Genomic DNA, 26,862 nt, shown 5'->3' on the forward strand with positions numbered 1-26,862 from the left:
TCGCTCCTAGTAGTTGACGATGTCGTCCTCGGTGCCTGGCTGCCCATCGGGGCCGTTCGACTTCACGTCGAAGCCGTCGGGGTTCTTCTGGCCCGGGTAGAGGTAGACGTAGTCGTTGCGCCACGGGTCCTTGATCGATCCGTCCGGCTGGTTGGCCTTGAGGAACCCCTCCTGGATCAGGATGCGCAGCCCCTCCTCGGTGGACGGGTAGCGGCCGCGCATCACCCGGAACGCGTCCACGCCCTGGTTGGCGATGTTCTGCACGTCGGTCGCCGCCTTCTTGAGCTCGGCCTCCTTCTGCCGGCCGATGACGTTCACGGCGACGGCGGAGGCGATGAGCCCGAGGATCACGAGGACGACCATGATCTCGATGAGGGTCATGCCGCGCGCGGCGGCGCGGGCGAGCTTGCTGGACTTCACGGTTTTCAGCCTCCTGCGAGGTTGTTGATCTGGAGGATCGGCATGAGGACCGAGAACACGATGAACGCGACGACGCCGCCCATCGCGACGATCATCACCGGCTCGAGCAGGGACGTGAGCGCGGCGATGGTGGTCTCGACCTGGTCCTCGTAGGCGTCGGCGACGTTGGCGAGCATCTCCTCGAGCGCGCCCGAGCGCTCGCCGATGGCGACCATGTGGTACACGAGCGGCGGGAACTCCCCGGAGCGCTTCAGGGGCGCGGCGATGGACTCGCCCTCGCGGATCGCGTCGCGGGCCTGCTCGACCACCTCCGCGAGCCGCACGTTCCCGAGGATGTTCTTCACGATGTCCATCGCGGTGAGCAGGGGGACGCCGCTCTTGAGCAGCGTCGAGAGCGTCCGCGCGAACCGCCCGATGGCGACCTGGCGGACGATGGGCCCGAGGATGGGGGCGCGCAGCACGGCGCGGTCCCAGGCGCCGCGCCCCGCCGGCGTCCGCCGCCAGCGGGCGAGGCCGTACCCGGTGGCCGCGACGGCGAGCAGGATGGCCCACCACCAGCGCGCCGCGAACGACGAGATGCCGATCGTCACCGCCGTGTACCAGGGGAGGGTCGCGTTGGTGTTGTCGAAGATCTGCGTGATCTTGGGGATCACGACGGTGAAGAGGATGCCCATGATGAGCGTCCCGATCACCATCATCGCGATGGGGTAGGCCATCGTGCCGGCGATCTTGGAGCGGAGCCGCGCCTGGCTCTCGGTGAAGTCGGCGAGCCGCACGAGGACGATCTCGAGCGCGCCCGACGACTCCCCCGCCCGGATCATGTTCACGTACAGCGTCGAGAAGACGCGGGGGTGCGCGGCGAGCGCGTCGGCGAGCGCGCTGCCCTCGTTGACCCGCTGCTTCACGTCGCCCAGCACGCGCTTCAGGCGCTCGTGCTCGACCTGGTCGACGAGCGCGGTGAGCGCCTCCACGAGCGGGATGCCGGCGTGGGCGAGCACCGCGAGCTGGCGGGTCGCGACGGCGAGATCGCGCGCGCCGACGCGCCCGAGCATCCAGCGCCGGACGTTCACCTCGCGCTTGGCCTGCGCCTTCGCCTGCGCCTCGCCGATCACCTCGGTGAGGAACACGCCCTCGCGGCGCAGGTTCGCGCGGAGCGTCCTCGGCGAGTCCGCCTCCTTGAGCCCCTGGACCGCCTTGCCGGCGGCGTTGAGCGCCTTGTACTGGAAGACGGGCATCGCCTAGTGAATGTCCTCTGCGGTGACGGAGAGCACCTCGGCGGCGGTGGTGATCCCGCGCGCGACCTTGTACGCGCCGTGCTCCATCAGCGTCACCATCCCGTGGTTCACGGCCGCCTTCTTGATGGCGGTCGAGTCGACGTTCTTCAGCACCAGCTGGCGCACGTCGTCGTCCACGAGCATGAGCTCGTAGATGCCGGTGCGCCCCTGGAAGCCGGTGTTCTGGCAGGCCGGGCAGCCGCCGGCCTTGTAGACGACCTGCGGGCTCCCGGCTTTCTTCCAGATGGCGTCGGTGAGCCCGACCTGGTCTCGCTCCTCCTTCGTCGGGACGTACGGCTGGCGGCACTCGGGGCAGAGGACGCGGACGAGCCGCTGCGCGAGGACGCCGACGAGCGACGAGGCCACGAGGAACGGCTGCACGCCCATGTCCACGAGGCGGGTGATCGCGCCCGCCGCGTCGTTCGTGTGGACGGTGGAGAGGACGAGGTGGCCGGTGAGCGAGGCCTGGATCGCGATCTCCGCGGTCTCGAGGTCGCGGATCTCGCCGACCATGATCACGTCCGGATCCTGGCGCAGGAACGACCGGAGCCCGCTCGCGAAGGTGAGCTCGATCTTCGGGTTCACCTGCACCTGTCCGATCCCCTTCAGCGGGATCTCGACCGGATCCTCGATGGTGAGGATGTTCAGGTCCGGCGAGTTGATCTGCGCGAGCGCGCCGTAGAGCGTGGTGGTCTTGCCGCTGCCGGTGGGCCCCGTCACGAGCACGATCCCGTGCGAGCGCGTGATGAGCCCGTCCATGATCTTGCGCTGCCAGTCCTCGAAGCCGAGCTGGCCGAGATCGAGCACCACGTTCGACTTGTCGAGGAGGCGCATCACGATCCGCTCGCCGTGCGCGGTGGGCACGGTCGAGAGGCGGATGTCGACGTCCTTGCCGGCGATCTTGATCCGGATGCGCCCGTCCTGCGGGAGCCGCTTCTCGGCGATGTTGAGGCCGCCCATGATCTTGATGCGGCTGGAGATCGAGGCCTGGAAGCGCTTCGGGGGGCGGATCACGTCGCGCAGCACGCCGTCGATCCGGTAGCGCACCGAGATGTCCTTCTCCTCCGGGTTGATGTGGATGTCGCTCGCGCGCTCCTTCACCGCCCGGAACATGAGCGAGTTGACGAGCCGGATGATCGGCGCCTCGTCGTCCGCGTCGAGGAGGTCCGTGGGCTCCTCGAGCTCGTGCGCGACCGACTCGAGGTCCTCGGTCTCGAGGTCCTCCATGAGCCGCTCGTGCTCGTCCGCCGCCCGGTCGTACACGGCGTTGATCGCGTCGACGACCACCGCGCCGGGCGCCACCTCCGGCGCGATCGCGGCGCCGAGCAGCATGGCCAGCGAGTCCTGCGCCGCGGTGTCGAGGGGGTCCACCACCGCCACGCGAACGGCGTCGCCGTCGAGGCCCACCGGCAGCACCCGCGCCTGCCTCGCGAAGTTGATCGGCACCTTCTTCACGAGCTCGGGCGGGATCCGCTCGAGGTCGATCCGCTCGAGGAACGGGAGGTCGAGCTGCGCCGCGAGCGCGCGCAGCACCGCCTCCTCCGAGACCGCGCGCATGCGGACGAGGATCTCGCCGAGGCGCGCGCCGGCGTGCTCGCCCCGCTGCGCGAGCAGCGCCGCGTCGAGGAGCTCGGGCGCGAGCGCGCCGGTCGCGACCAGGATCTCCCCGAGCGGCCGGCCGCAGAGCCGCGCGCCGGCGGCGCCGGGGAGCGGCGGAGGGAGGGGCAGGCGGTGGGCTTCGATGCGTGCTTGGTCGGACATGCGGATCTCATGCAACGGGCGCGTCGCTCCCGCTCATTCCCCCGGCGGCTGCGGCGCCGGCTCCGGCTGCGTGGCGGGCGGCGCCGCCTCGCCCGGCTGTGGCGCGGGCGGCGCGGGCGGCGCGGCCTCCCCCGGCGCGGGCGCCTGCGGCTGCACCTCGAGCTGCTCCACGTCGCCGCCTGGCGCCTCCTCCGGCGCGAGGTCCTGCGCCTCCGGCTCCCCGCCCGGCGCGCCCTCCTCGTCGCCGCGCCGCGGGGCGCCGGTCGGCGGCACGATGAGCCGCTCGCCGGGGGCGCCCGTGCCGCCGTTCTCGAGCTTCTGCGACTCCTCGAGGATGCCCGCCCGGAACTTCGCGTACGGGCCGGCCTTGCGCGTGAAGTCGATGGCGACCTGGTAGCTCGGCTGCCGGCCGTAGAACTGCTCCACGAACTCCTGCTGCTCCTTGCGCTTGCGCTCGTAGATGCGCCGGTAGTCCGTCTCGTCGCGGATGATGTACGGCGTGAGGAACAGGAGGAGGTTCGTCCGCTGCTTCGTGTTGGTGGAGTCGCGGAACAGCCAGCCGAGGATGGGCAGGCTGCCGAGCACCGGGATCTTGCGGACGCTGCGGACGTTCCGCTCCTGGATGAGCCCGCCGATGACGATGGTGCTCTGGTCCTTCGCCACGATCTGCGTCTTCGCCGTGCGCTTCGCGGTGGTGGGGCCGAGCTGGGGATCGCGATCGACGATCTCCTCGGTCTGCTCCTCGATGGTCAGCCGGATGTTCCCGCCCTCGTTGATCTGCGGCTTGATCTTGAGCCGGAGCTCGACGTTCTGCCGCTGGATGGGCGCGACCAGGGAGGAGAGGCCGCCGAGCCCGAGCGTCGAGGTGGTCGCCGTCGTCCCGGTGAGCAAATTCCCGAGCCCCGCCGGCGCGTACCCCGCCTGGAACGGCACGTTCTGCCCCACCGTGATCTCGGACTCCTCGTTGTCGGACGCGAGGATGTGCGGCGTGGAGAGCACGTTCACGTCGGCGCTCGACTGCAGCGCCTGGACGATCACCCCGAGTGAAGGGACCTTGATCCCGAGGAGATCCTCCACCACGCCCGAGGGCGGCCCGTTCAGGCCCGTCAGGAACCCGCCGAGGGAGATGGCGCTCGTGACGTCGAAGGAGGAGACGCGGCCCGGCTGCGAGGAGATCGGGATGAACCCCTCGTCGCCGCGGTAGTCCACCGGCACGATGCCGTGCGCCCCCACCCCGAACTGCGTCTCGTCGCGGAGGTTGACCTCCATGATCACCGCCTCGACGAACACCTGCCGCCGCGGGCGGTCGAGCTTCTCGACGAGCCGCTGGATGGCCTGGAAGTCCGCGCCGCTCGCCTGGACGAGCAGGGCGTTCTGCTGCTTGTCGGCGGTGATCTTCACGTCGCCCGAGAAGAGGGACGCCGTCACGTCGGAGGCGCCGCCCGGGCGGGCCGACGGCGGCGCGCCGGGCTGCGTTCCGAGGGGGCTCGGCATCGGGGTGGGCGTGAGCCCGCCCGCGGGCGCGCCGGGCGTGGTGGCCCGGCGCCCGGACGCCTGGCCCTGGGCGAGGTTCGAGAGGGTCTGCGCGAGCTCCTCCGCGTTCGCGTTCTTGAGGAACACGACGTGGATGCCGCCCTCGGCGCTGGTGGGCACGTCGAGCTGCTCGATGAGCTCCATGAGCCGCTCGAAGCTCTTCTCGTCGGCGATGACGATGAGCTTGTTCGTGCGGTCGTCGGCGAGGACCTTGGAGACGGAGATCTGCCCCGAGTCACGGCCGGCGGGCGCGGCCGCGGCGGGCTGGCCCGGCCTGGGGCGCGCCGGCACCTGCGGCGCGCCCACGCCCGGCCGCGCGCCGCCGCGGCTGCCCTGCTGCGCCTGGAAGATCTGGTTCACCTTGTCGGCGATGTCCTTCGCGGAGGCGAAGCGGATCTGGACGATGCGCACGAGCTCGCCCGCGCCGGCGCGGTCCACCGCGTCGATCAGCCGCTCGATGCGGCGGATGTTCAGCGCGATGTCCGTGATGATGAGCATGTTGGGCGGGATGGACTGGATGTCCGCGCCCTGGGGCGAGATGAAGTTCCCCATGATCCCGCGGAGCTGGTCCGCGTCCGCGTAGTTCAGCCGGATGACCTTGGTGATCGGCTGCTCGCTGTAGGGCGTCGTCTGATCGCCCGTGTAGGTGGGGATCGGGTTCTTCTTCGCGTCCGCCGTCCGCACGAGCTTGTAGTACTTGCCCGTCGGGTAGACGCTGATGTTGTTCGAGTTGAGCGCCGCGATGAACGCCGAGTACGCCTCCTCGGCGGTGACGGGCGTCTTCGACAGCAGCGTGATCTTCCCGCGCGCCACGTCCTCCGTGAACATGAAGTTCCGGCAGGTCCAGCGGCTCGCCTGCTCGAGGACGTCGGCGATCTCGGCCTTGTTGAACTGCAGCATGAAGCGCCCGCGCAGCGGGACGCAGCGCTCCGCCGAGCGGAACGTCTGCGGCTGGTCGGGCTGCTGAGGCGGCTGGGGCTGCGCGGCGGGGCGCTGCTGCGGGGCCGGCGGCGCCGCGGGGCGGGGCGCCCCGGGCGCGGCCGAGGGCGGGGGCGGGCGCGGCGCGGGCCGCACCGGGCGCGGGCCCGCGGTGTCGTCCGCGCCCGGCGGGCGGACGGGGACCTGCGCGAGCGCGAGGGACGGCAGGAGGACGAGGAGCGTGGCGAGTCGGTTGCGCATGGGAAGGCTTTCGACCCTGCGTCACGGGCCGGCGATGGAGTACTCCTTGCGGATGACCTGTCCCCCGCGCTCGAGCTCGATCGTCACGCGCTGGGACTCGCGCAGCTTCTGGTAGAGCTCGAGCGCCTTCTCGGGGGAGTTGATCTCGTAGCCGTTCACGCGCTGGATGACGTCGCCGTTCTGGATGCCGATCGACGCGTAGAGCGAGTTGGGCTGGATGGAGAACAGCTTGAACCCGTTCGCCGCGCCGTTCTTGAACGACGGGACGATGCGGGCCTGGGTGGCGATGGTGTTGAGGTTCGAGAGCGTCGAGTCGATGACGTTGCGCTCGATCTCGTACTTGTTCTGCCCCACCTCGCGCACGCCCTCCATCGGCGCGCGCGCGCCGGGCCCCGGGCGCGCCGGAGGGGGCACCGGGGCGTAGCCGAGGTTCCCGCCCTCGCCGCTCGCGGGGGACGCCGCCGCGCCTCCCTCGAAGTCGAGGTACTCCTTCGTCCCCTTGTTGCAGATGATGGCGACGACGCGGAAGCCGTTCCCCGTGACGTCCGAGTCGTCCCGCACGCGGTCGAGCCCCATGAGCCGGACGCCCCCGACCTCGTCGCCCACGCCGACGACGTTCGACTCGCGCGTGTTGAGGTCCACGATCGTCGCGAGCGAGTAGCGCGCCGGCTCCGCCACCACGCCGGCCACGAGCTGCAGCCGCAGGTCGCTCTTCGCCGGGTTGGCGCGCGGGTCGTCGCAGTTCTGCGGCGCGGCGGGGCCCTGCGCCACGACCGCGTCGACCTCGCGCGGCGGCTCCTGGCCGATGAGCTTGTAGAGGCGCTCGACGTCGAGCGTCGCCGGCAGCGTGGGGCGCGGCGGCGCTGCGGGCGGGGCGGCGAGCTCGGGGCGCGGCTCGGGGCGAATCGCGGCGCCCACCACCGTGTTCACCGTCTTCGCGGTGAGCCACGCCGCCACGAAGAGCAGGGCGAGGTTCGCCGTCCAGGCGTATTTACGGAAGAAGAGGTCGAGCATGGGAGTCGGCCGGGGCGGGGAGTGAGCAACCGCCATGCCACCAAGTCGCCCCAACTACGTCGCTCAACCCCCGATCGTCACAGGGAAATTCCAGCGAGCGGCGAAATCGCCCGGCCTCCCGCCGCCCTTCCGTGCCAATTTGGCAAGGTCAACCCCTCGGCGCCCGCCGGCCTGCCAGTTTGTCAGCGCTCGTCGTCCGGTTCCCCGCCCTGGGCGGGCTCGACGAGGCGCCCCTCCTCGTCGCGATCGAGCTTCCGGTAGATCGTCCGAGCGGCGATCCCCAGGAGCTGCGCCGCGAGGTTCTTGTCGCCGCGGGTGTGCTCGAGGGTGCGGCGGATCACCAGCCGCTCGATCTCGTCGAGGGTCGTCCCGAGCGGCACGGCGAGGGTGGCGGGGCCGCCCGCCGGCTGGGCGCCCACCGCCGCGCGCACCGCCTCGGGGAGGTCCCCCACCTCCACCGTCGCGCCGTGGGTGAGGATCACCGCCCGCTCCACGGCGTGCATCAGCTCGCGCACGTTGCCCGGCCAGCCGTACCGCTCGATGGCCGCCACCGCCGCGGGCGAGAACCCCGTCACCGCCTTCGCGTTCGCCTCCGCGAAGCGCCGCAGGAACGCGCCCGCGAGCGGCATCACGTCCTCCCGCCGCTCGCGCAGCGGCGGGAGGCGGACCGAGACCACGTCGAGCCGGTAGAAGAGGTCCTCGCGGAAGCGTCCCGCCTTCACCTCCGTGGCGAGCTCCTTGTTCGTGGCCGCGACGACGCGGACGTCCACGCGGATGGGCTCCGTGCCGCCGACGCGCTCGAGCACGCCGTCCTGCAAGAAGCGGAGGAGCTTCACCTGCACGGCGGGGGACATCTCGCCCACCTCGTCGAGGAAGAGCGTCCCCCCGCGCGCCCGCTCGAAGCGGCCCTCCTTGCGCGCGGCCGCGCCGGTGAACGCCCCCCGCTCGTGGCCGAAGAGCTCCGACTCGAGCAGGCTCTCCGGGATCGCCGCGCAGTTGATGGGGACGAACGGGCCCGCCGCGCGCGGCGAGAGATCGTGGACGAGCCGCGCGGCGAGCTCCTTCCCGGTGCCGCTCTCGCCGGCGAGGAGCACCGTCGCGGAGGTCGGCGCGGCTTGACGGAGGGTGTCGAGCACGGCGCGGAACGCGGGCGCGTTGCCGAGGAGCCCCCCGGGCGATCCCGCGGAGAGCTCGGCGAGCTGCGCGCGCAGCGCGCGGTTCTCCGCGACGAGCGAGGCCCGCTCGATGGCCTGCCGGACGGACTTCACGATGGCGTGCCGCTTCACCGGCTTGGTGATGAAGTCGTAGGCGCCCTCCTTCATCGCCGCCACCGCGTTCTCGACGGTGCCGTAGGCGGTCATGAGCACGACCTCGGTCTCCGGCGAGAGCGCCTTCACCGCCCGCAGCAGCTCCTCGCCGCTCATCCCCGGCATCATGAGATCCGTCACGACCGCGGAGACGCGCTCGCGGCGGAGCACGTCGAGCGCGGCGCTGCCGCTCTCGGCGAGCGCCACCCGCCAGCCCTCGCGCTGGAAGATCCGGGCGAGCGACTCGAGGTTGGGCTTCTCGTCGTCGACGATGAGGACGAGCGGGGTCACCGCCGGAGGATAGCAAAGGGCGCGGACGGGGGCCGCGGCGCGGCGGGTCAGGGGGCGGCGCCGGGCGCGGCGGCGCGCGCCGCCGGCGGGGGGCGCACCCCCAGCGCGGAGCGCAGCTCGTCGCCGTAGAGCACGACGGCCCCGGCGGCGAGCGCCACGAGCGCCGCCGTCAGCACCGCGAGCTCCGTGAGCCCTTGCCGCACGGCCGCGAGCTGTAGACCGGCGGGCGGTGCGCCTTCAAGGCGCGGCGTGTGCGCCAGGCGCCGCACGCCTCCGTGGCCTCGCCGGAAATGGAAGAGGCGGCGCCCCGCGGGACGCCGCCTCGGTCGCTGCCCCGCAGCGGGCGAGGACTACTCGTCCTTCGCCTCGGCGGCCGGCTCGGCCGGCGCCGCCTCGGCCTTGGGCTTCGCCTTGCCCGACTTGGCGCGCTTCGCGGCGCGGTTCTCCTTGGGCGCCTCTGCCTTCTTCGCCGGCTCGGCCTTGGCCTCGGCCTTCTTCGGCTCGGCCTTGGCGGGCGTGGCCGCGTAGCGGGTCTTGAACTTCTCGATGCGCCCCGCGGTGTCCATGATCTTCTGCTTGCCCGTGAAGAACGGGTGGCACTGGGCGCAGATCTCGATGTGGAAGTCGCCGCGCGTCGAGCGGGTCTCGATGACGTTCCCGCAGGCGCAGAGGACCTTCGAGTCCTTGTAGTCGGGGTGGATCGCTTCCTTCATGATGACCTCGGGGCCGCTTGCATCGGGCAGGTCTGCCGATGGTCCGGGCCCGGTGATGTGGAACTGGGCGATCTAGTCGGATCGGGGGGTTACGTCAACCCCGGCGTTGCGGCGGGGCGCCGCGCTACTTGCCGCCCCCCACCATCATCTTGAAGAACTCCTCGTGGTTCTTCACCTGGCGGAACTTGTCGAGGATGAACTTCATGGCCTCCACGTTGTCGAGGCCGTTCAGGATGGTCTGGCGCAGGATGTAGATCTTCGAGAGCCAGTCCGCCGGGAGCAGCAGCTCCTCCTTGCGCGTGCCGCTCTTGCCGATGTCCATGGTCGGGAAGATCCGCTTCTCCATCATCTTGCGGTCGAGCACGATCTCGGAGTTCCCGGTGCCCTTGAACTCCTCGAAGATCACCTCGTCCATGCGGCTGCCGGTGTCGACGAGCGCGGTGCCGATGATGGTGAGCGAGCCGCCCTCCTCGATGTTGCGGGCGGCGCCGAAGAAGCGCTTCGGCTTGTGGAGCGCGTTCGAGTCCACGCCGCCGGAGAGGATCTTGCCCGAGGGCGGGACGACCGAGTTGTAGGCGCGCGCGAGGCGGGTGATCGAGTCGAGCAGGATCACCACGTCCTTCTTGTGCTCGACGAGGCGGCGCGCCTTCTCGATCACCATCTCCGCGACCTGCACGTGCCGGGTGGCGGGCTCGTCGAAGGTCGAGGCGACCACCTCGCCCTTCACCGTCCGCTCCATGTCGGTCACCTCCTCGGGCCGCTCGTCGATGAGCAGCACGATGAGGGTGCACTCAGGGTGATTGGTGGTGACGGCGTGCGCCATGTTCTGCAGGAGCACCGTCTTGCCGGCGCGGGGCGGGGAGACGATGAGGCAGCGCTGCCCCTTGCCGATGGGCGAGAACAGGTCGACGACCCGCGTCGTCATCTCGTTCGGATCGTGCTCGAGGGAGAGGCGCTCGGTCGGATAGAGCGGCGTCAGGTTGTCGAAGAGGACCTTCGTCTGGTTCTCCTCGGGGGGCTCGCCGTTGATCGAGTCCACCTTGAGCAGCGCGAAGTACCGCTCGCCCTCCTTCGGCTGGCGCACCGTCCCGCGCACGGTGTCGCCGGTGCGCAGGTTGAACCGCCGGATCTGCGAGGGCGACACGTAGATGTCGTCGGGCCCGGGCAGGTAGCTGAAGTCCGGGCTGCGCAGGAACCCGAAGCCGTCGGGGAGCACCTCGAGCGTGCCCTCGCCGCCGACCTCCATCTCCTCCTTCTTCTCCTCGGCCACCTTGGACTGGGCCTGGAGGATCGCGAAGATGAGGTCCTGCTTCTTCATCGCCCCGGCGGCCTCGATCTCCAGGCTGCGGGCGAGCTTGGCGAGCTCCGCGACCTTCATGTGCTTCAGGTCCGTGAGGCTCGACGGGGTGGGCGCGGCGGGCTGAGCGGCGGCGGGCATGTGTGTCTCGGGAGGCGGGGCGCCCGGTCGGGGAGTCGGGCGGCGCGGGTACGCGGCTGCGTGCGGTCTCGTGAGCAGACCGGAGGAGAGGCGGGAAACGTATGCGGCCCGTCCCGAGGTGTCAACGCCGCGGGCCCGCACCCCCCGGCGTGCGGGGGCGGCGCGCCCCGCGCGCGGCGCCGCGTTCACGCCGAGCGCCGCCGCCGCGCGCCAAGAAGCGATTGAAAGAAGGCCCGCCCGGTCGTAATCCTGGCGCCATGCGGGCCGACGCCGACAGGGACTCCGCCGAGACGCGCGCCGCGGAGCTCCGCGCGCGGATCCTGGACGCCGACCACGCCTACTACGTCCTCGATCGCCCGGTGCTCGCGGACGCCGAGTACGACCGGCTCGTCCGGGAGCTCGCCGAGATCGAGGCCGCCCACCCCGAGCTCGCCACCTCCGACTCGCCCACGCAGCGCGTGTCGGGCGCGCCGAGCGAGCGGTTCGAGCGCGTCGTCCACCGCGAGCCGATGCTCTCCCTCGGGAACATCCAGTCCGACGGCGAGCTCGACGAGTTCGACGCGCGCGTGCACCGCCTCCTCGGGCTCGCCGGGGACGTCCAGGTCGGCTACGTCGCCGAGCCCAAGCTCGACGGCCTCGCCGTCGAGCTGGTCTACGAGGGCGGCCGCCTCGTCCAGGGCTCCACGCGCGGCGACGGCGTGAACGGGGAGGACGTCACCGCGAACCTGCGCACGGTCGGCCGCACGCGCGCGAACCGCGGGGTGCCGGAGCGGCTCGCGGGCGAGGTCCCGCCGCGCGTCGAGGTGCGCGGCGAGGTGCTGCTCTTCAAGGAGCACTTCGAGGCGATGAACCGGCAGATCCTCCGCGCCGGCGACGAGCCGTTCGCGAACCCTCGCAACGCCGCGGCGGGGTCGCTCCGGCAGCTCGACTGGCGCGTGACGGCGAGGCGCCCGCTCTCCTTCATCGCGTACGAGGCGCTCGTGCCCGGGGCGGAGCCCGGGGGCGCGCGCGCCGGGCCCTGGGCCTGGCGCACCCACGCGGAGAAGCTCGAGGCCCTCGCCCGCTGGGGGTTCGAGACGAACGCGGAGAACGAGCGCTGCGAGGGGATCGCCGCGGTGAAGGCCTACCGCGATCGGATGGCGGAGCGCCGCTTCGCGCTGCCGTACGACACCGACGGCGTGGTGGTGAAGGTGGACGACCTCGACTGGCGCCGCAGGCTGGGCGCCGCGTCGAAGTTCCCGCGCTGGGCGGTCGCGTTCAAGTACCCGCCGCAGGAGGAGGCGACGCGCATCCGGCGGATCTGGGCGTCGGTGGGGCGCACCGGGATCCTCACGCCCGTCGTGGACTTCGAGCCGGTCAGGCTCTCCGGCGCGATGGTCTCGCGCGCGACGCTGCACAACGAGGACGAGATGCGCCGCAAGGACGTCCTCGAGGGCGACTGGATCCTCGTGCGCCGCGCCGGGGAGGTCATCCCCGAGGTGGTCATGCCGCTGAAGGAGCGGCGCACCGGCGAGGAGCGCCCCTTCGCGTTCCCCGCGGAGTGCCCGATCTGCGGCGCGAAGGTGGTGCGCGAGGAGGGCGAGAAGGTGTACCGCTGCACCGGCGCCGCGTGCCCCGCGCAGCTCGTCGGGCGGCTCACCCACTTCGCCCAGCGCCGCGCGATGGACATCGACGGGCTCGGCGACAAGCTCGCGCTCGGCCTCGTCGAGCGCGGGCTCGTGAAGGACTTCGCGGACCTCTACGCCGTCCCGTTCCCCGCCTGGCAGGAGCTGTTCAGCCGGCCGCGCAAGGAGGAGCGGGACGCCAAGGCGGAGCTCCCGCAGAAGAGCGCGCAGAACATGGTGGACGCCCTCGAGCGCTCGAAGGCGACGACGCTCCGGCGCCTCCTCTTCGCGCTCGGGATCCCGCAGGTCGGCGAGGCCACCGCCGCGACGCTCGCGCGCCACTTCGGCGAGCTCGCGCGCTTCATGGACGCGAGCGAGGACGCGCTCCTCGCGGTGCGCGACGTCGGCCCGGAGACGGCGCGCGAGATCCGCGCCTGGACGGAGGAGCCGCAGAACCGGCGCGTGGTGGAGCGCCTCCTCGCCGCCGGCGTGCGGCCCGCCCCCGAAACCGTCGACGCTGGCGGCCCGTTCGCGGGGAAGACCGTGGTCCTCACGGGCGGGCTCGCGGCGCTCTCGCGCGACGACGCCAAGGCCGAGATCGAGCGGCGCGGCGGGAAGGTGTCGGGCAGCGTCTCCCGCAAGACCGATCTCGTCGTCGCCGGCGCGGAGGCCGGCTCGAAGCTCGAGAAGGCGCAGGCGCTCGGCGTCCGGGTGGTCGGCGAGGAGGAGTTCCTTCGGATGCTGGAGGAGTGATGGCCGAGCTCGCGCGCGCGCACATCCTCGTGAGCGGAGAGGTGCAGGGGGTCTCGTTCCGCGCGGCCGCCGTCGACGAGGCGCGCCGGCTGGGCGTCCGCGGCTGGGTGCGGAACGTGGCCGACGGCCGCGTCGAGGCCGAGGCCGAGGGAGAGCGGGCGAAGGTGGAGGCGCTCGTCCGCTGGTGCGGCCGCGGGCCGCCCGCGGCGCGGGTCGCGGACGTGCAGGTGTCCTGGGGCGCCTACGGCGGCGACCTCGGGCCGTTCTCCGTCAGGCACTGAGTCGCGCCCCGGCCCGTCGGCGGTGGGGCCGGCGCCCGCTCGCGGTCGAGCGTTGCCGGCGGCGCCGGCGGTGTGCTACGTACGCCAACCCTGCCGGATTCGCGTGTCGGATCCGGCGCTTCCATACGACGGCGGGCGAGGCGCGGTTCGAACCCGCGGCCCGGCGAGGCCATGAAGACTCCCCACGCGACCCTGACGTCCGCGGTCGACGAGCTCGTGCTCGCCGCCCAGAAGCCGTCCCGCTACGTCGGCGGGGAGTTCGGCAGCATCGTGAAGGACCTGGACGGCGCGCGGGTGCGCTTCGCGCTCGCCTTCCCGGACACCTACGAGGTCGGCATGTCCAACCTCGGGTTCCGGCTGCTCTACCACCTGCTGAACGATCGGCCCGAGATCGCCTGCGAGCGGGTGTTCCTGCCCTGGCCGGACATGGAGGGCATGCTCCGCGAGCGCGGCGTGCCGCTCTTCACGCTCGAGTCGCGCGCCGCGGTCCGTGACTTCGACGTCCTCGGGGTGACGCTCCAGTTCGAGCTCGCCTACACGAGCGTGCTCGCGATGCTGGACCTCGCCGGCATCCCGCTGCACGCGAAGGACCGCGGCGACGAGGCGCCGCTCGTCGTGGGCGGCGGGCCCTGCGCCTTCAACCCCGAGCCCGTGGCCGACTTCTTCGACTGCTTCGTGGTGGGGGAGGGCGAGGAGGTCGCGCTCGAGCTCGCCGACGCCGTCGCCGCGAGCGGGTTCCGCCGGGGCGGCGCGCCGCGCGCCGAGGTGCTCCGCCGGCTCGCGCGCATCCCGGGCGTGTACGTCCCGTCGCTGTTCCGGCCCCGCTACGACCCCGCCACGCGCGCGCTCGCCGCGATCGAGCCGCTGCTGCCCGGCTACGAGAAGGTCGAGCGGCGCGTGATGCCCGATCTGAACGCGCTGCCGACCACCGCCTACACGCGGCCGCTCGTGCCGTTCATGCAGACGATCCACGACCGGCTGCCCATCGAGATCCAGCGCGGCTGCACGCGCGGCTGCCGCTTCTGCCAGGTCGGGATGATCACCCGCCCGACGCGGCAGCGCGATCCGAAGCAGGTGCTGCGCCTCGCCGAGACCGGCCTCGGGGCGTCCGGCTACGAGGAGGTGGGCCTGCTCTCGCTCTCCTCCGGCGACTACGCCCCGCTGAACGGGCTCCTCGACGACTTCCTCGCCCGCTGGGAGGGCGAGAAGATCGGCATGAGCCTCCCCTCGCTGCGCACCGAGACGATGAACGACTCGCTCGCGCAGAAGATCGCGCGCATCCGGAAGACGGGCTTCACGCTCGCGCCGGAGGCGGCGACCGAGCGGATGCGGGCGGTCATCAACAAGGGGAACCGCGAGGAGGACCTGCTCCGCGCCGTGGAGTCGGTGTTCCAGAACGGCTGGTCGCTCCTCAAGCTCTACTTCATGATCGGGCTGCCGCAGGAGCGGGACGAGGACGTGGTGGCCATCGCCGAGCTGGCCCGGCGCTGCCTCTCGACGGCGCGCCGCGCGCTGCCGAAGGGGCAGGGCTCCGCCGCCATCCACCTCGGCGCCTCCACGTTCGTGCCGAAGCCGTTCACCCCGTTCCAGTGGGAGGCGATGATCTCGCCGGAGGAGACGCGGCGGCGCCAGGGGCTCATCACCGCTTCGCTCGGCGGCCGCAACGGGGCGATCCAGTTCAAGCCGCACGACTCGCGCCAGTCGTCCATCGAGGGCGCCCTCGCGCTCGGCGACCGGCGCGTGGCGACCGCGGTGCTCGCCGCGTACCGCAGCGGCCAGCGGCTCGACGGGTGGTCGGAGTGGTTCGACGAGGGGCGCTGGCTCGCGGCGTTCGAGGCCTGCGAGCGCGAGCACGGCGTCGGGCTCGACTGGTACGCGCACCGCCGCCGGCGCCTCGACGAGGTGCTGCCGTGGGACCGCATCGACTGCGGCGTCACGAAGACCTACCTCGCGAAGCAGCTGGCGGCGGCGCGGAACCTCGCCGAGGTGGAGGACTGCGTCCCCGCCCCGTGCACGGTGTGCGGCGCCTGCGACTACGAGGTCGTGAAGAACCGGACCTACGAGGCGAAGGACTACGTCCCGGAGCCGGCGCCGCCGCCGCCCCCGCCCGAGCCGCCCATCCGCTCGCGGGTGCGGGTGCGCTGGGCGAAGCTCGGCCGGCTGGTCGCGCTCTCGCACCTCGAGACGATGCACACCCTGCTGCGCGCCATCCGGCGCGCGCGCCTGCCGGTCGTGTACTCGCAGGGCTATCACCCGAAGCCGCGGGTGTCGTTCGGCCCGGCGCTCGCGGTCGGCATCGAGAGCCAGGCGGAGTTCATGGATCTGGAGCTCGCGGGGGCCGTCGGGGCGGCCGAGGTCGCGGCACGGCTGGCGCCGGAGCTGCCGGAGGGGCTCCGGGTGCTCGACGCGCAGCCCGTCGAGCCGCACGCTCCGTCCATCGGCGAGTCGCTGCGGGCGGTGCATTATCGTGCGGAGTTCCAGGGGGATGGCTGGGACGAGGCGGCCCTCTCCGAGCGGGTGGCGGGCTTCGCCGACGCCGAGCAGGCGGTCGTCACCCGGGTCGCACCCCCCAAGAGCCGCGGACATCGGCGACAGAAGGTCGCGGAGACGAAGAGAAGAGAGATAGACTTGAAAGAAATCGTGACCCACCTGGCCGTCGAAGGCCCGGGGACGGTCGCGTTCAGCTTGCGGGCGGATCCCTCAGGGAGCGCGAAACCAGCCGAGGTGCTGGCCGCGGTCTTCGGAGACGACGGGGAGCCGCCCAGGGGAGTGAAGGTTTTGAAGGAGGGCGTCAGCTTCGCGAGGGCGAGCGAGGGTCAGGCATCTGGCCGACAGCCGCGCGCGCCCCGCTACCTCGACGCCTGAACCACAGCGCGCCCCGCAGCGCCGCGACGAACCGCGGCCGCGGGCGCGAGGAGCGCGAAGCTTTGAGCGTGAGCTCGACAGCCGATCCGAGACGCCCGGCACCGCCCGGACGCTCGCGGTCGCGGCCCATCGTGACGAAGGGCCTCGCTCTCCCCGCGCCTTCCCGGGGCGAGAGAGGACCATCGTCATGGCGGGCAACAGCATCCTCGTGATCAACGCGGCCGGCGCGGAGACCCGCGTCGCCCTCGTCGAGAACAACACCATCCACGAGTACTACCTCGAGCGAAAGCGCGAGAAGGGGATCGTCGGCAACATCTACAAGGGACGGGTGGTGCGCGTGCTCCCGGGCATGCAGGCCGCCTTCGTGGACATCGGCCTCGACAAGGCGGCGTTCCTCTACGTCGGCGACGTCTACGGCGATCCCGAGTTCTCCGAGGAGTTCGAGCTCACCGAGGGCGAGCACCGGGTCGAGGTGCCGGAGGTCCCCACCGAGCAGGAGGCCGAGGCGGAGGAGGCGCGCGCCCAGGCGGTGTCGTCCCAGCCTCCCGCGGTCGCCGCGGCGCCCCTCGAGGGCGAGGCGGTCACCCCGGCGCCGACGCCGTCGCCGGTGCCCGAGGGCGAGCCGCAGGCGCCGCTGGACGCCGCGCCGATCGCGGAGGGCGGGATCGACGCCCCGCCCGCGCCGCTCTCGCCCATCCCGCTGACGCAGGAGATCGGGATGGCGGCGGTCCCCACCCCGCCGCCGCTGCCGGTGCCGCCCGTCGCCGACGCGGGCCCCACGGAGCCGCTGCCGGCGGAGGCGGGCGCCGCCGCCGTGGCGGAGGTCCCCGCGCCGGTGCCCGTCGCGGAGCCGGCGCCGGAGGCCGCCCCGGTCGCCGACCGGCTCCAGGCGCCGCGCGAGAAGGCCGACGCGCGCGAGGCCCGCGCGGATCGCGAGCCGAAGGAGGGGAAGGGCGGCGAGCGGCGGCGCGACCGCGAGGAGCGCGGACGCCGCGACGGCCGCGACCGCGAGGCGCGCGAGGGCCGCGAGCGGGGCAACCGCAACGGCCACGAGCGCGAGAAGCGCTCGAAGGAGCCGAAGAACATCCAGGACCTCCTCAAGGAGGGCCAGGAGGTCATCGTCCAGGTCGCGAAGGATCCCATCGGGACCAAGGGCGCGCGGATCACGAGCCACATCTCGCTCCCGGGCCGGCACCTCGTCTTCATGCCGACGGTGGATCACATCGGCATCTCGCGCCGGATCGAGAAGGACTCCGAGCGGCGCCGGCTGCGTGAGATCGTCGATCGCATGCGGCCGGACGGGACCGGCTTCATCGTCCGCACCGTCGCGGAGAACGTGGAGGCCGGGAAGCTCGAGGCGGACATCCGCTTCCTCATCCAGGTCTGGAACGAGATCATCCGCACGAAGGACAAGGTCTCCGCGCCGGCGCTGCTCCACGGGGACCTCGACCTCATCCTCCGCGCGACGCGGGACCTGTTCACCGCCGACGTCGGCAAGCTCGTCATCGACGATCGCGACGAGTACGAGCGGATCCTGCGCTTCGTCCACGAGCAGGCGCCGCACCTTGAGAGCCAGATCGAGTACTACCGCGGCGAGGAGCCGATCTTCGACGCGTACGGCATCGAGCAGGAGCTGAAGCGCGCGAGCCAGCGCAAGGTCTGGCTGAAGAGCGGCGGCTACATCATCATGGACCAGGCGGAGGCGCTCACCGCCATCGACGTCAACTCGGGCCGCTACGTCGGCAAGAAGAACCTCGAGGAGACGATCACCAAGATCAACGTCGAGGCCGCGAAGGAGATCGTCTACCAGCTCCGCCTGCGCAACATCGGCGGCATCATCATCATCGACTTCATCGACATGGACAAACCCCAGAACCGCGACAAGGTCTTCAAGGCCTTGCAGGACGCGCTGGGGCGGGACAAGGCGAAGACCAACGTCCTCAAGATCTCCGAGCTCGGCCTCGTCGAGATGACGCGCAAGCGCGTGCGCGAGTCGGTGACGCGCGTGATGAACGAGCCGTGCAGCTACTGCGAGGGCAAGGGGCACCTCAAGTCGAAGATCACCATCACCTACGAGATCTTCCGCGAGATCCGCCGCGAGGCGGTGCACTTCCCCGAGCCCGTGCTGGTGGTGAACTGCCACCCCGAGGTCGCCCGCATCCTGCAGGGGTCGGAGCGCGAGGAGCTGCGCTACCTGATGGATCGCTTCAACAAGACCATCCAGGTGAAGCCGCAGTCCGGGTACCACCAGGAGCAGTTCGACATCTACGGCCGGCAGGAGCGCATCGACCAGCCGCGCGATCGCGAGCGCGAGCGCGGGCGGGGGCGCGATCGGGATCGCGGCGGCCGCGGCAAGTCGGAGGAGCCGGCGACCCCGCCGGCGGACGCGGCCGGCGGCGAGGAGCGCTGAGCGACATGCCGGGGCGCGGAGAGACGCGGCAGCGCGCGGCGCGCCTCCTCCGGTCGACGTGGCGCGCGCTGGGCACCGCGCTGCGGGTCCTCGAGAGCGACACCGTGCGCCTGCGCGCGATGGCGCTCACCTACATCACGCTGTTCGCGCTCGTCCCGGCCCTCGTCGTCGCCTTCTCGGTGGTGCAGGCCTTCACCGGGATGGACAGGATCTCCGACCTCGTCCACGAGTTCCTCATCTCGAACCTGGCCGTCGGCGCGCGCGACACGCTCGAGCCGTACCTGCAGCGCTTCGTGAGCAACGCCCACGCGACCAGCGCCGGGATCGTCGGCGGGGCGCTCCTCGTCTGGTCGGCGATCTCGCTCTTCACGAACGTCGACGCGGCGGTGAACGACATCTGGGGAGTGAAGCGGCGGCGGCCGCTCTCGCAGCAGGCGGTGATCTACTGGATGGGGATCACCCTCGGGCCGCTCCTGCTCGCGGGCTCCCTCACCCTCGCCGCCACCGGCCGGGCGTTCCTCGCCGGCACCGGCATCCGCGCGCTCGCGGTCGCTGGCAGCGCGCTCCTCACCTGCGCCTTCTTCGCGCTGGTCTACCTGCTCGTCCCCTACACGAAGGTCCGCATCAAGTCGGCGGTGATCGCCGGCCTGGCGGCGGGGGTCGCCTGGGAGCTCGCGAAGTGGGCGTACGCGCTGGGGATCGGCGGGATCGTCCGCTACCACGCGATCTACGGCTCGGTCGCGGCGGTCCCCATCTTCATCTTCTGGCTCTTCGTCTCGTGGTCGATCGTGCTGTTCGGCGCGCGCCTCGCGTTCGTCATCCAGTACGCGACCGCCCTCATCCAGGGCGGCCCCCAGGCGACGTCCAGCACCGGCAGGGAGATCCTCGCCGGGCAAGCCATGCTCCAGATCGCGAGGGCGTTCGACCGAGGGGAACCTCCGCCCGACGCGGGAGACGTGGCGAGCCGGCTCGGCTCGAGCGCCGAGGAGGCGGGCGAGGTCCTCGCGGCCTTGCGCAACGCCGGGCTCGTCGTCTCCCTCACGGATGGGGGGCTCGTCCCTTCCAGGCCGCTCGCCCGGCTCACCCTCCTCGACGTGCGCCGCGCGCTGGTGGGAGGGGCAGCAGATCTCCCGCAGACCCGCAGCCCGGTCGCCGGGATCATCCGTGAAATCGAGGAGCGAGCGGAGGAGCGCCTGGCCGCCGTCGACTTCGGCGCGCTCTGCGAGCAGCGGCCCGCCACCGAGTCCGGCACGTCTACGGCCCTGCCTCCGACCGGAGAAGCGGCCGAGCGACCTGCACGGCGGGCCTAGGCGGAACCGCCACCTCGGCACCGGCAGTGCGCCGAACTACGCATGCTGTTGGAACCCTTGCTGAATTCGGAGGCTTCGGCTAGGCTCCGGTCAACCTCGAGGGACTTCGGAGCCTGGAGGCCCTCAGCTCTCGTCCGGAGTGCCGATGCTGAAGTCGGATCTCATCAACATCCTCGTGGTCAAGCGCGGCGTCACGCAGAAGCAGGCGGAGTCCACGATCGAGACGATCTTCGACTCGATGAAGGACGCCCTCTGTCGCGGAGAGAACATCGAGATCCGCGGGCTTGGCGCCTTCCACGTGAAGCACTACGACGGGTATCAGGGCCGTAACCCCAAGACCGGAGAGGTGATTCCGGTGAAGCCCAAGCGCGGGATCCTGTTCCGCACCGGCAAGGAGCTCCGGGATCGCGTGAACCGTCCCGAGGCGCTCGCGAAGCCGCTCGAGCCCGATACCGACGACGACGGCGACGGCGACGGCGAGGGCAGCGAGGGCGCCGGCTCGCCGCCGGTCGCCGCCGGCGCCTGACGCCGCGGCAAGCGTCCATTTCCACGCGCCTCGCGGGCCGCGGCCAACCTGCCGCGGCCCGTCGTGTTTTCATCGTCCGGCTCACGCCGCCAGGCCGAGCCGCCCCACCGGACGGACCGCCAGGTCCGGGGGGAGCTCCTCGAAGGCGAGCACCGCGACGCGCGGGAAGCGTGGAGCGACGAGGCCCCGAAGGGCGCGCCGGACGTCGCCGGCTGCGAGGATGACCGGGGGCGCTCGCGCGCCGTGCGTCTCGGCCGCCAGCGCGTCCAGCAGCGCGCGGGCGGTGCCCGGCTCGAGCGCGAGCGCCTCGCCGGCCAGCGCCTCGCGGATCGTGTGCTCGGCGGCGGGGTCGATGAGCAATGCGGCGAGCGGGCCGTCGCAGGCGAACCGGTGCGCGATGTGGCGCCGGAGCGCGCGGCGGCAGGCCTCGGCGAGCGCGGCCGCTCCTGGCGCCGGCCCGCCGGCCTCGAGCAGCGCCTCCAGGATGGTCCGCAGCGGTCGCACCGAGACGCCCTCCTCGACGAGCCGGCGGAGGACCTCGGCGAGGAGCGCGGGCGGCAGCTGGCGGCTCGCCTCGCGGACGAGGGCCGGCGCGGAGGGCTCGAGCGCGTCGAGGAGCGCCTGCGCCTCCTGGACGCCGACGAGGTGGTGCGCCGCCTTGCGCAGCCCCGCGCCCGCCTCGTGGACGAGGCGCTCCACCCGACCGAGCGCGAGGCCGAGCGCGGCGGCGCGGGCGGCGTCGGCGTCGCTCACGAGGGACGCGGCGCCGCCGCTGGCCGGATCCTCGGCCGGCGTGGACGCGATGCCGACGAGCGCGAGCTCGTCCGGGGCGACGAGCGCGAGGCGCTCCCCGCGCGCAGCGCGGCCGGACGCGACGGGCACCTCGTCGACGAGCAGCGCCCACGCGCCGGCCGCGAGCGGGGCGGGGCGCAGCACGACGGGCGGCACCTGGACGCCGAGCTCGCGCCAGAGCTGCTCGCGGAGGGTGGCCAGCGCGTCGCGCAGCGCGCGCCCGTCCTCGGCGCGCGCCTCGTCGAGGAGGTCGTCGGAGAGCTCGAGGACGATCGGCGCCGGGGGCGCGAAGGGGTCGTCGGCGCGGGCGGGGGCCTCCGCCTGCGCGGCGGCCTGGCGCGCGCGCCGGCGGGAGAGGTGGAGCGCCCCGCCCGCCGCGGCGGCCGAGAGCGCCACGAAGGGCGCGGCGGGCAGGCCGGGCGCGAGGGCGAGGGCCGCGAGGAGCGCCGACACGGTCGCGAGCGCCGCCGGCTCCGCCGCGAGCTGGCGGCCGATCTCGCCGCCGAGGGAGCCGCCGTCGTCCTCCGCGGCGACCCGCGTCACCGCGACGCCGGCGGAGACCGCGACGAGGAGCGCCGGGATCTGCGAGACGAGGCCGTCGCCGATCGCGAGCAGGGCGTAGCGGCGCGCGGCGTCGCCGACGTCCATGCCGCGCAGCGCTCCCGCGACGAGCCCGCCCGTCACGTTGACGAGCACGATGGCGATGCCGGCGATCGCGTCCCCCTTCACGAACTTGAGCGCGCCGTCCATGGCGCCGTAGAGCTGGCTCTCGCGCTCGAGGGCGCGCCTTCGCCTCCGCGCCTCGCCCGCGTCGAGCGCGCCGGCGCGGACGTCCGCGTCGATCGCCATCTGCTTGCCGGGGAGGGCGTCGAGCGTGAAGCGCGCCGCCACCTCCGCCACGCGCTCGGCGCCCTTCGCGACGACGAGGAGCTGCACCAGCGTCAGGATCGCGAACACGACCGCGCCCACCACGTAGTTGCCCTGCACCACCACCCGGCCGAACGCCTCGATGACCCGTCCGGCCTCTCCGCGCGAGAGCACGAGGCGCGTGGACGAGACGTTGAGCGCCAGGCGGAAGAGCGTGGTGAGGAGGAGCAGGGTGGGGAAGCTCGCGAAGCGCAGCGCGTCTCGCGCGAAGAGCGTCGCGACGAGGACGGTCGCGGCGAGGCCGAGGTTCAGCGCGAGCAGCGCGTCGAGCGCCGCCGGCGGGATCGGCGCGACGAGCAGGAGCACGACCGAGAGGACCGCGACGGCGAACAGCGCGTCACCGGCGCCGCGGACGCGGGCGAGGAGCGGGTGCAGGCGGATCATGGCGGGACCTCCAGGCCGTACAGGTGGGCGAGGACCGCGGCGGCGGCCTCGTACAGCTCCTCCGGGATCTCGTCGCCGACCTCCGCGAGCCGGTGGAGCGCGCGCGCGAGCGGGACGTCGCGCACGATCGGGACCCCGGCGCGCCGCGCGGCGGACCGGATCCGGGCCGCGGCGGGCCCGCTCCCCTTCGCGACGACGCGCGGCGCGTCCTCGCCGTCGCGGTCGTGGCGCAGCGCCACCGCGACGTGGGTCGGGTTCACCACGACCACCGTGGCGCGGGAGACGGGGCCGGCCTCGAGCAGGGCGCGGTGCAGGCGGCGCCGCTCCGCCCGGTGGGCAGGGTCGCCCTCGTCCTCCTTGTGCTCGCGGCGCACCTCGTCGCGCGTCATGCGGAGGGCCCGGCGGTGGCGGAAGCGCGCGAGCGCGACGTCCCCGAGCGCCAGGAGCGCGTAGGCGGCGACGAGCCGCGCGACGAGGCCGCCGAGCATCGGCAGCGAGCCCCAGAGCGCCCGCGCGTCGAGCCGCGCGAGCCCGGCGAGGCTCGGGGCGGCGGACCGGAGCCAGACGACGGCGACCCCGAGCAGGACCGCCGCCTTCGCGAGCCCGAGCAGCACGGCGAGGGCGCTCGCCGGCGAGAGGAGCCGGCGCAGGCCCCGCAGCGGGTTCACGCGCTCCGCCCGCGGCGAGAGCGCGCCGGGGGCGAAGACGAAGCCGGTCTGCAGCGCGCCCGCGAGCACGGCCGCGGCGAGGGCGGCGCTCGCGGGGGCGAGGGCGAGCCGCCCTACCGTCACGAGCGCCGCGTGCAGCAGCGCGGCGGGATCGGCGGACGGCTGCGCCGCGGCCTGGAGCTGGGCGCGCAGGAGCGACGCCAGCTCGCGCGTCATGGAGGGGCCCGTGAGCGCGAGCGCGAGGAGCCCGCCGGCGAGCGCCGCCGCGCCGCCGAGCTCGCGGCCCTGGGCGACGTCGCCGCGGCGGCGCGCCTCGCGGAGCCGCTTCGGCGTGGGTCGTTCGGTGCGGTCGCCGGTCACGGGACGATCCCCGCCGCGCTCCCGATCGTGCGGCCCGACAGCGCCACCATCGCGGCCAGCCGTCCACCTGCGACGGAGGCGGCCGCCGCGAGGGCGAGGAGCCCGACGGCGGCGCGCGCGGGCTGAGCCGCGTTGACCGCGCCGAGCTGCGGGGCGACGCGGGCGACGAGCGCGATGGCGAGGTCGACGGCGAGCACGCCCGCCGCGGCCGGCGCCGCGATGGCGACCGCGGCCGCCACCAGCTCGCCCGCCGCGGCGAGCACGGCGGGGAGCGCGCCGCCGAGCGCCGCCCGCGCGCCGGGAGGGACGGCGGCGAAGGTCGAGAGCAGGCCCTGCACCACGAGCCGGTCGCCGCCAGCCCAGGAGGCGAGGACGACGACCCAGTGGGCGAGCAGATCGCCCGCCGCGCTCTCGCGCTGGCGGATGGGCGCGACGTGCAGCTCGGAGAGGGTGGCGCCGCGGAAGGTGTCGGCGAGCCGGCCCGCGGCGCGGGCGGCCTCCACGGGCACCGAGACGAGGAACGCGAGCACGGCGCCGAGCGCGAGCTCGCGCGCGCCGGCCGCGGCGAGCGCGAGGCCGTCCGCCACGGGCGGCGGGGCGCTCGCCGCCGACACCGCCGCGCCCAGGCCAGCGGCGAGCGCGACCCGCACGATCGGCGGCACGAGGGGACCGCCGAGGAACGGAGACGCCATCGCCACGGGCAGGAGGCGCAGCGCGGCGAGGAGCGCGCCGGGGGCGCGGGACGCGAGCTCCGGGGGCAGGATCTGAGTCACGGCGCGATGCGGAGCGTGAGGTCGAGGCAGGTGCGGGCGAGCTGGGCGACGCGCGCGCCGATCCAGGGCGCCGCCACGGCGAGCGCGACGAGGACGGCGCCGAGCCGCGGCACCACCCCCACGGTCGGCTCCTGGATCTGCGTCGCGGCCTGGAGGACGCCGGTCACGAGCCCCACCGCCAGCGCGGCGAGGAGCGGCGGCGCCGACACGACGAGCACGACGAGCAGGGCCTCGCGGCCGACGTGGAGGAGGGCGGGATCCATGGTGATCACCCGGCGTACGAGAGCGCGAGCGCGCGGGCGAGGAGCTTCCACCCGTCGACCGCGACGAAGAGGAGGAGCTTGAAGGGGAGGGCGATCGAGGTCGGCGAGAGCTGGGTGAGCCCGAGCGCGAGGAGCACGTTCGAGACGACGAGATCGACGACCAGGAACGGGACGAACACGAGGAACCCGATGGTGAACGCGCGCCGCAGCTCCGACACCACGAACGCGGGCGCGAGGACGGCGAGGTCCCGCTCGGCGGGAGGAGCGGCGTCGGGTCCGCGCAGCCGCCGCGCGACGTCGACGAAGGCGGCGCGGTCGTCCGCGCGCGCGAACCGCAGGAGGAAGCCGCGGAGGGGATCGGAGCCGCGCTCGAGCTGCGCGAGCGTGCCGGCGACGCCGTGACCGGCCGGGGCGGCGCGCATGGCCGCCACCGCGCGCTCTCCGACGGGCGCCATGACGAGCGCGGTGAGGACGAGGGCGAGCCCGGTCACCGCCGTGTTCGGCGGGACCTGCGGCGCTCCGAGCGCCGAGCGCGCGATCGAGAGCACGACCACGATCTTGAGGAACGAGGTCAGCATCACCAGCGCCGCCGGGACGACCGCCAGCGCCGCGAGGACGACGAGCAGCTCCGCGGGCCGGTCCGCGACGGGGCCCGCCGCGAGCGCGAGCGGGATCACGGCGCGCTCCCCCCCGGCCGGGCGGCGGGCACGTCGGAGAGGAGCTGGACCCCGGCGGCGCCGAAGCCGACGAGGAGCCGACGCCCGCCGAGCTCGACGAGCGCGACGCCGGTGTCCTTCGCCAGCGAGGCGCGGGAGACGACCGCCAGCGCCGGGGCGGCCGCGCCCGGTGGAGCCGCCCTGCGGCGTGCGAGCACGGCGGCGGCTCCCAGCGCGGCCGCGACGAGCGCGCCGCGGGCGGCCACCGGCCCGAGGCCGCCCGGCGCCAGCGTCAGGGAGGCGGCCGCGAGCGCTGCCCCGGCCAGCCAGAGGATCCGCCGGCGCGCCAGGGCGGCCGCGGCGACGCGCGGCGCGATCACGGCGTCACCTCGAGGTCGATGATGCGGACGCCGACCGCGCCGTCCACGTCCACGAGCTCCCCGCGCGCCACCGCGCGCTCGCCCGCGCGCAGCGTGACCAGCCCGCGGCGGTCCAGGGCGAGGGGCAGGATCCCGCCCGGCTCCAGCCGGGCGAGCTCGGCGAGGGTCACCTCCACCCGGGCGAGCTCGACCTCGAGCACGACCGGAAGCTGCGCCATCCGCTGGGTCATCTCGATCTCCTCCACGTGAAAGGTTCCGTCCTCGTGCCGGCCCGACAGGCGCGCGCCCCCTGGGAGCACGAGCGCACGCGGCCCGGCGCCGCCGTCGAGCACCACCACGTCGCCGGCCGCGAGCGCCTCGAGCTCCTCGGTCCGGAGGGCCGCGGCGCCGCCCCGGACCGACGCGACGAGCCCGATCCCCGCCGCGTCGCCGTCGAAGGCCGGCGCGCCGCGCAGCGCCCGCACCGCCGCCGCGGGCAGGAGGAGCCGCGCCCGCCCCGACAGCTCACCGGCGGTGAGGGTGAGCTCGACCGCGAGCGCCGCGGAAGGCTCGGGCGTGGCGCGGCAGAGGCGCGGCGAGAGCGTCTCCTCGACCGCCGCGAGCTGGCAGGCACCGTCGAGCGCCGCCAGGGCGAAGAGCTCGAGCGCCGCGGACTCCACGCTCGTGAGGGAGGTCGCGCCGAGCGCCTCGCCCTTCCCGCCGGCCAGCCGGTCGACCAGCGCGACGACGAGCGCGGGCTCCACCTCGACGCTCGCGGTGCCTGGCAGCGCGGGCAGGTCCACGGAGAGGCGCGCGACGCCGGCGCGGGGGAGCACGCGGCCCGCGACAGGCCGGGCGACGATGGCGACGTCCGCCCCGACGACCGAGGCGAGCGACCCGGCGGCGGCGGAGGCGACCTCCGCCCCGAGCGCGCGGGCGGCGCGGGTCAGCTCGGCGTGGCCACGGGACACGAGGGGGAGCTCGAAGGGAAGCGGCATGGC

The 26,862-nt window shown here is 73.6% G+C and carries 22 protein-coding genes; 6 read left to right on the plus strand and 16 right to left on the minus strand.

Going from position 1 to position 26,862, the window contains the following annotated elements:
• Positions 1 to 6: 6 nt before the first annotated feature.
• The 9 genes from gspG to rho form a co-directional block, all read right to left on the minus strand.
• Positions 7 to 420: a type II secretion system major pseudopilin GspG gene (gene gspG / locus ANAE109_RS03725; protein WP_011985046.1), complete on the minus strand. Its 414-nt coding sequence runs from the start codon at positions 418 to 420 to the stop codon at positions 7 to 9.
• Between the two features lie 5 nt (positions 421 to 425).
• A complete protein-coding gene (gene gspF / locus ANAE109_RS03730) occupies positions 426 to 1,655 on the minus strand; it encodes a type II secretion system inner membrane protein GspF (protein ID WP_011985047.1) in 1,230 nt (409 codons plus the stop codon).
• A 3-nt stretch (positions 1,656 to 1,658) separates the two neighbouring features.
• Entirely contained in the window at positions 1,659 to 3,455 is a 1,797-nt protein-coding gene (gene gspE, locus ANAE109_RS03735; protein ID WP_041448104.1) for a type II secretion system ATPase GspE, read from the minus strand.
• A 33-nt stretch (positions 3,456 to 3,488) separates the two neighbouring features.
• Complete coding sequence (gspD, locus tag ANAE109_RS03740; protein ID WP_011985049.1) at positions 3,489 to 6,167, minus strand: type II secretion system secretin GspD; 2,679 nt, start codon at positions 6,165 to 6,167, stop codon at positions 3,489 to 3,491.
• A 21-nt stretch (positions 6,168 to 6,188) separates the two neighbouring features.
• A complete protein-coding gene (gspC, locus tag ANAE109_RS03745) occupies positions 6,189 to 7,181 on the minus strand; it encodes a type II secretion system protein GspC (RefSeq protein WP_041448105.1) in 993 nt (330 codons plus the stop codon).
• 182 nt (positions 7,182 to 7,363) lie between these two features.
• Positions 7,364 to 8,779, minus strand: coding sequence for a sigma-54 dependent transcriptional regulator (locus tag ANAE109_RS03750; RefSeq protein WP_011985051.1), 1,416 nt, complete (start codon positions 8,777 to 8,779; stop codon positions 7,364 to 7,366).
• 47 nt (positions 8,780 to 8,826) lie between these two features.
• Positions 8,827 to 9,048, minus strand: coding sequence for a hypothetical protein (locus tag ANAE109_RS23220; protein ID WP_234945236.1), 222 nt, complete (start codon positions 9,046 to 9,048; stop codon positions 8,827 to 8,829).
• A gap of 81 nt (positions 9,049 to 9,129) precedes the next feature.
• Complete coding sequence (gene rpmE / locus ANAE109_RS03755) at positions 9,130 to 9,492, minus strand: 50S ribosomal protein L31 (RefSeq protein WP_011985052.1); 363 nt, start codon at positions 9,490 to 9,492, stop codon at positions 9,130 to 9,132.
• Between the two features lie 124 nt (positions 9,493 to 9,616).
• A complete protein-coding gene (rho, locus tag ANAE109_RS03760) occupies positions 9,617 to 10,930 on the minus strand; it encodes a transcription termination factor Rho (protein WP_011985053.1) in 1,314 nt (437 codons plus the stop codon).
• Between the two features lie 257 nt (positions 10,931 to 11,187).
• On the opposite strand from rho, the gene ligA reads away from it, so the two are divergent.
• From ligA to ANAE109_RS03790, 6 genes are all read left to right on the plus strand, one after another.
• A complete protein-coding gene (gene ligA / locus ANAE109_RS03765) occupies positions 11,188 to 13,287 on the plus strand; it encodes an NAD-dependent DNA ligase LigA (RefSeq protein WP_011985054.1) in 2,100 nt (699 codons plus the stop codon).
• Entirely contained in the window at positions 13,287 to 13,568 is a 282-nt protein-coding gene (locus ANAE109_RS03770; RefSeq protein ID WP_011985055.1) for an acylphosphatase, read from the plus strand. The genes ligA and ANAE109_RS03770 overlap by 1 nt, the downstream gene beginning before the upstream one ends.
• A gap of 171 nt (positions 13,569 to 13,739) precedes the next feature.
• The gene (locus ANAE109_RS03775; RefSeq protein WP_011985056.1) at positions 13,740 to 16,433 is read left to right on the plus strand and encodes a TIGR03960 family B12-binding radical SAM protein; all 2,694 of its coding nucleotides are present in this window, start codon (positions 13,740 to 13,742) and stop codon (positions 16,431 to 16,433) included.
• Between the two features lie 187 nt (positions 16,434 to 16,620).
• Entirely contained in the window at positions 16,621 to 18,843 is a 2,223-nt protein-coding gene (locus tag ANAE109_RS03780; RefSeq protein ID WP_011985057.1) for an Rne/Rng family ribonuclease, read from the plus strand.
• A 5-nt stretch (positions 18,844 to 18,848) separates the two neighbouring features.
• Positions 18,849 to 20,153, plus strand: coding sequence for a YhjD/YihY/BrkB family envelope integrity protein (locus ANAE109_RS03785; RefSeq protein WP_011985058.1), 1,305 nt, complete (start codon positions 18,849 to 18,851; stop codon positions 20,151 to 20,153).
• Between the two features lie 145 nt (positions 20,154 to 20,298).
• A complete protein-coding gene (locus ANAE109_RS03790) occupies positions 20,299 to 20,679 on the plus strand; it encodes an HU family DNA-binding protein (RefSeq protein ID WP_011985059.1) in 381 nt (126 codons plus the stop codon).
• An 81-nt stretch (positions 20,680 to 20,760) separates the two neighbouring features.
• Here the strand turns inward: ANAE109_RS03790 and ANAE109_RS03795 are convergent, their stop codons facing one another.
• Genes ANAE109_RS03795 through ANAE109_RS03825 form a run of 7 tightly spaced genes read right to left on the minus strand, consistent with a single transcriptional unit; the run spans position 20,761 to position 26,859 of the window.
• Positions 20,761 to 22,782 (minus strand): flagellar biosynthesis protein FlhA, encoded by a 2,022-nt coding sequence (locus tag ANAE109_RS03795; protein WP_011985060.1) that lies wholly within the window; start codon positions 22,780 to 22,782, stop codon positions 20,761 to 20,763.
• The gene (locus ANAE109_RS03800) at positions 22,779 to 23,810 is read right to left on the minus strand and encodes a flagellar biosynthesis protein FlhB (protein WP_011985061.1); all 1,032 of its coding nucleotides are present in this window, start codon (positions 23,808 to 23,810) and stop codon (positions 22,779 to 22,781) included. Before ANAE109_RS03800 ends, ANAE109_RS03795 begins: the two co-directional genes overlap by 4 nt.
• Positions 23,807 to 24,583, minus strand: coding sequence for a flagellar biosynthetic protein FliR (locus ANAE109_RS03805; RefSeq protein ID WP_011985062.1), 777 nt, complete (start codon positions 24,581 to 24,583; stop codon positions 23,807 to 23,809). The genes ANAE109_RS03800 and ANAE109_RS03805 overlap by 4 nt, the downstream gene beginning before the upstream one ends.
• Positions 24,580 to 24,846, minus strand: coding sequence for a flagellar biosynthetic protein FliQ (locus ANAE109_RS03810; protein ID WP_011985063.1), 267 nt, complete (start codon positions 24,844 to 24,846; stop codon positions 24,580 to 24,582). The genes ANAE109_RS03805 and ANAE109_RS03810 overlap by 4 nt, the downstream gene beginning before the upstream one ends.
• 5 nt (positions 24,847 to 24,851) lie before the next feature.
• Positions 24,852 to 25,523 (minus strand): type III secretion system export apparatus subunit SctR, encoded by a 672-nt coding sequence (sctR, locus tag ANAE109_RS03815; protein ID WP_011985064.1) that lies wholly within the window; start codon positions 25,521 to 25,523, stop codon positions 24,852 to 24,854.
• Positions 25,520 to 25,882: a flagellar biosynthetic protein FliO gene (locus ANAE109_RS03820; RefSeq protein ID WP_011985065.1), complete on the minus strand. Its 363-nt coding sequence runs from the start codon at positions 25,880 to 25,882 to the stop codon at positions 25,520 to 25,522. The genes sctR and ANAE109_RS03820 overlap by 4 nt, the downstream gene beginning before the upstream one ends.
• Positions 25,879 to 26,859, minus strand: a complete 981-nt coding sequence (locus tag ANAE109_RS03825) for a FliM/FliN family flagellar motor switch protein (protein ID WP_041448106.1) — start codon at positions 26,857 to 26,859, stop codon at positions 25,879 to 25,881. The genes ANAE109_RS03820 and ANAE109_RS03825 overlap by 4 nt, the downstream gene beginning before the upstream one ends.
• Positions 26,860 to 26,862: the final 3 nt, after the last annotated feature.

The sequence above is a fragment of the Anaeromyxobacter sp. Fw109-5 genome (genome assembly GCF_000017505.1).
Classification (GTDB): Bacteria; Myxococcota; Myxococcia; order Myxococcales; family Anaeromyxobacteraceae; genus Anaeromyxobacter.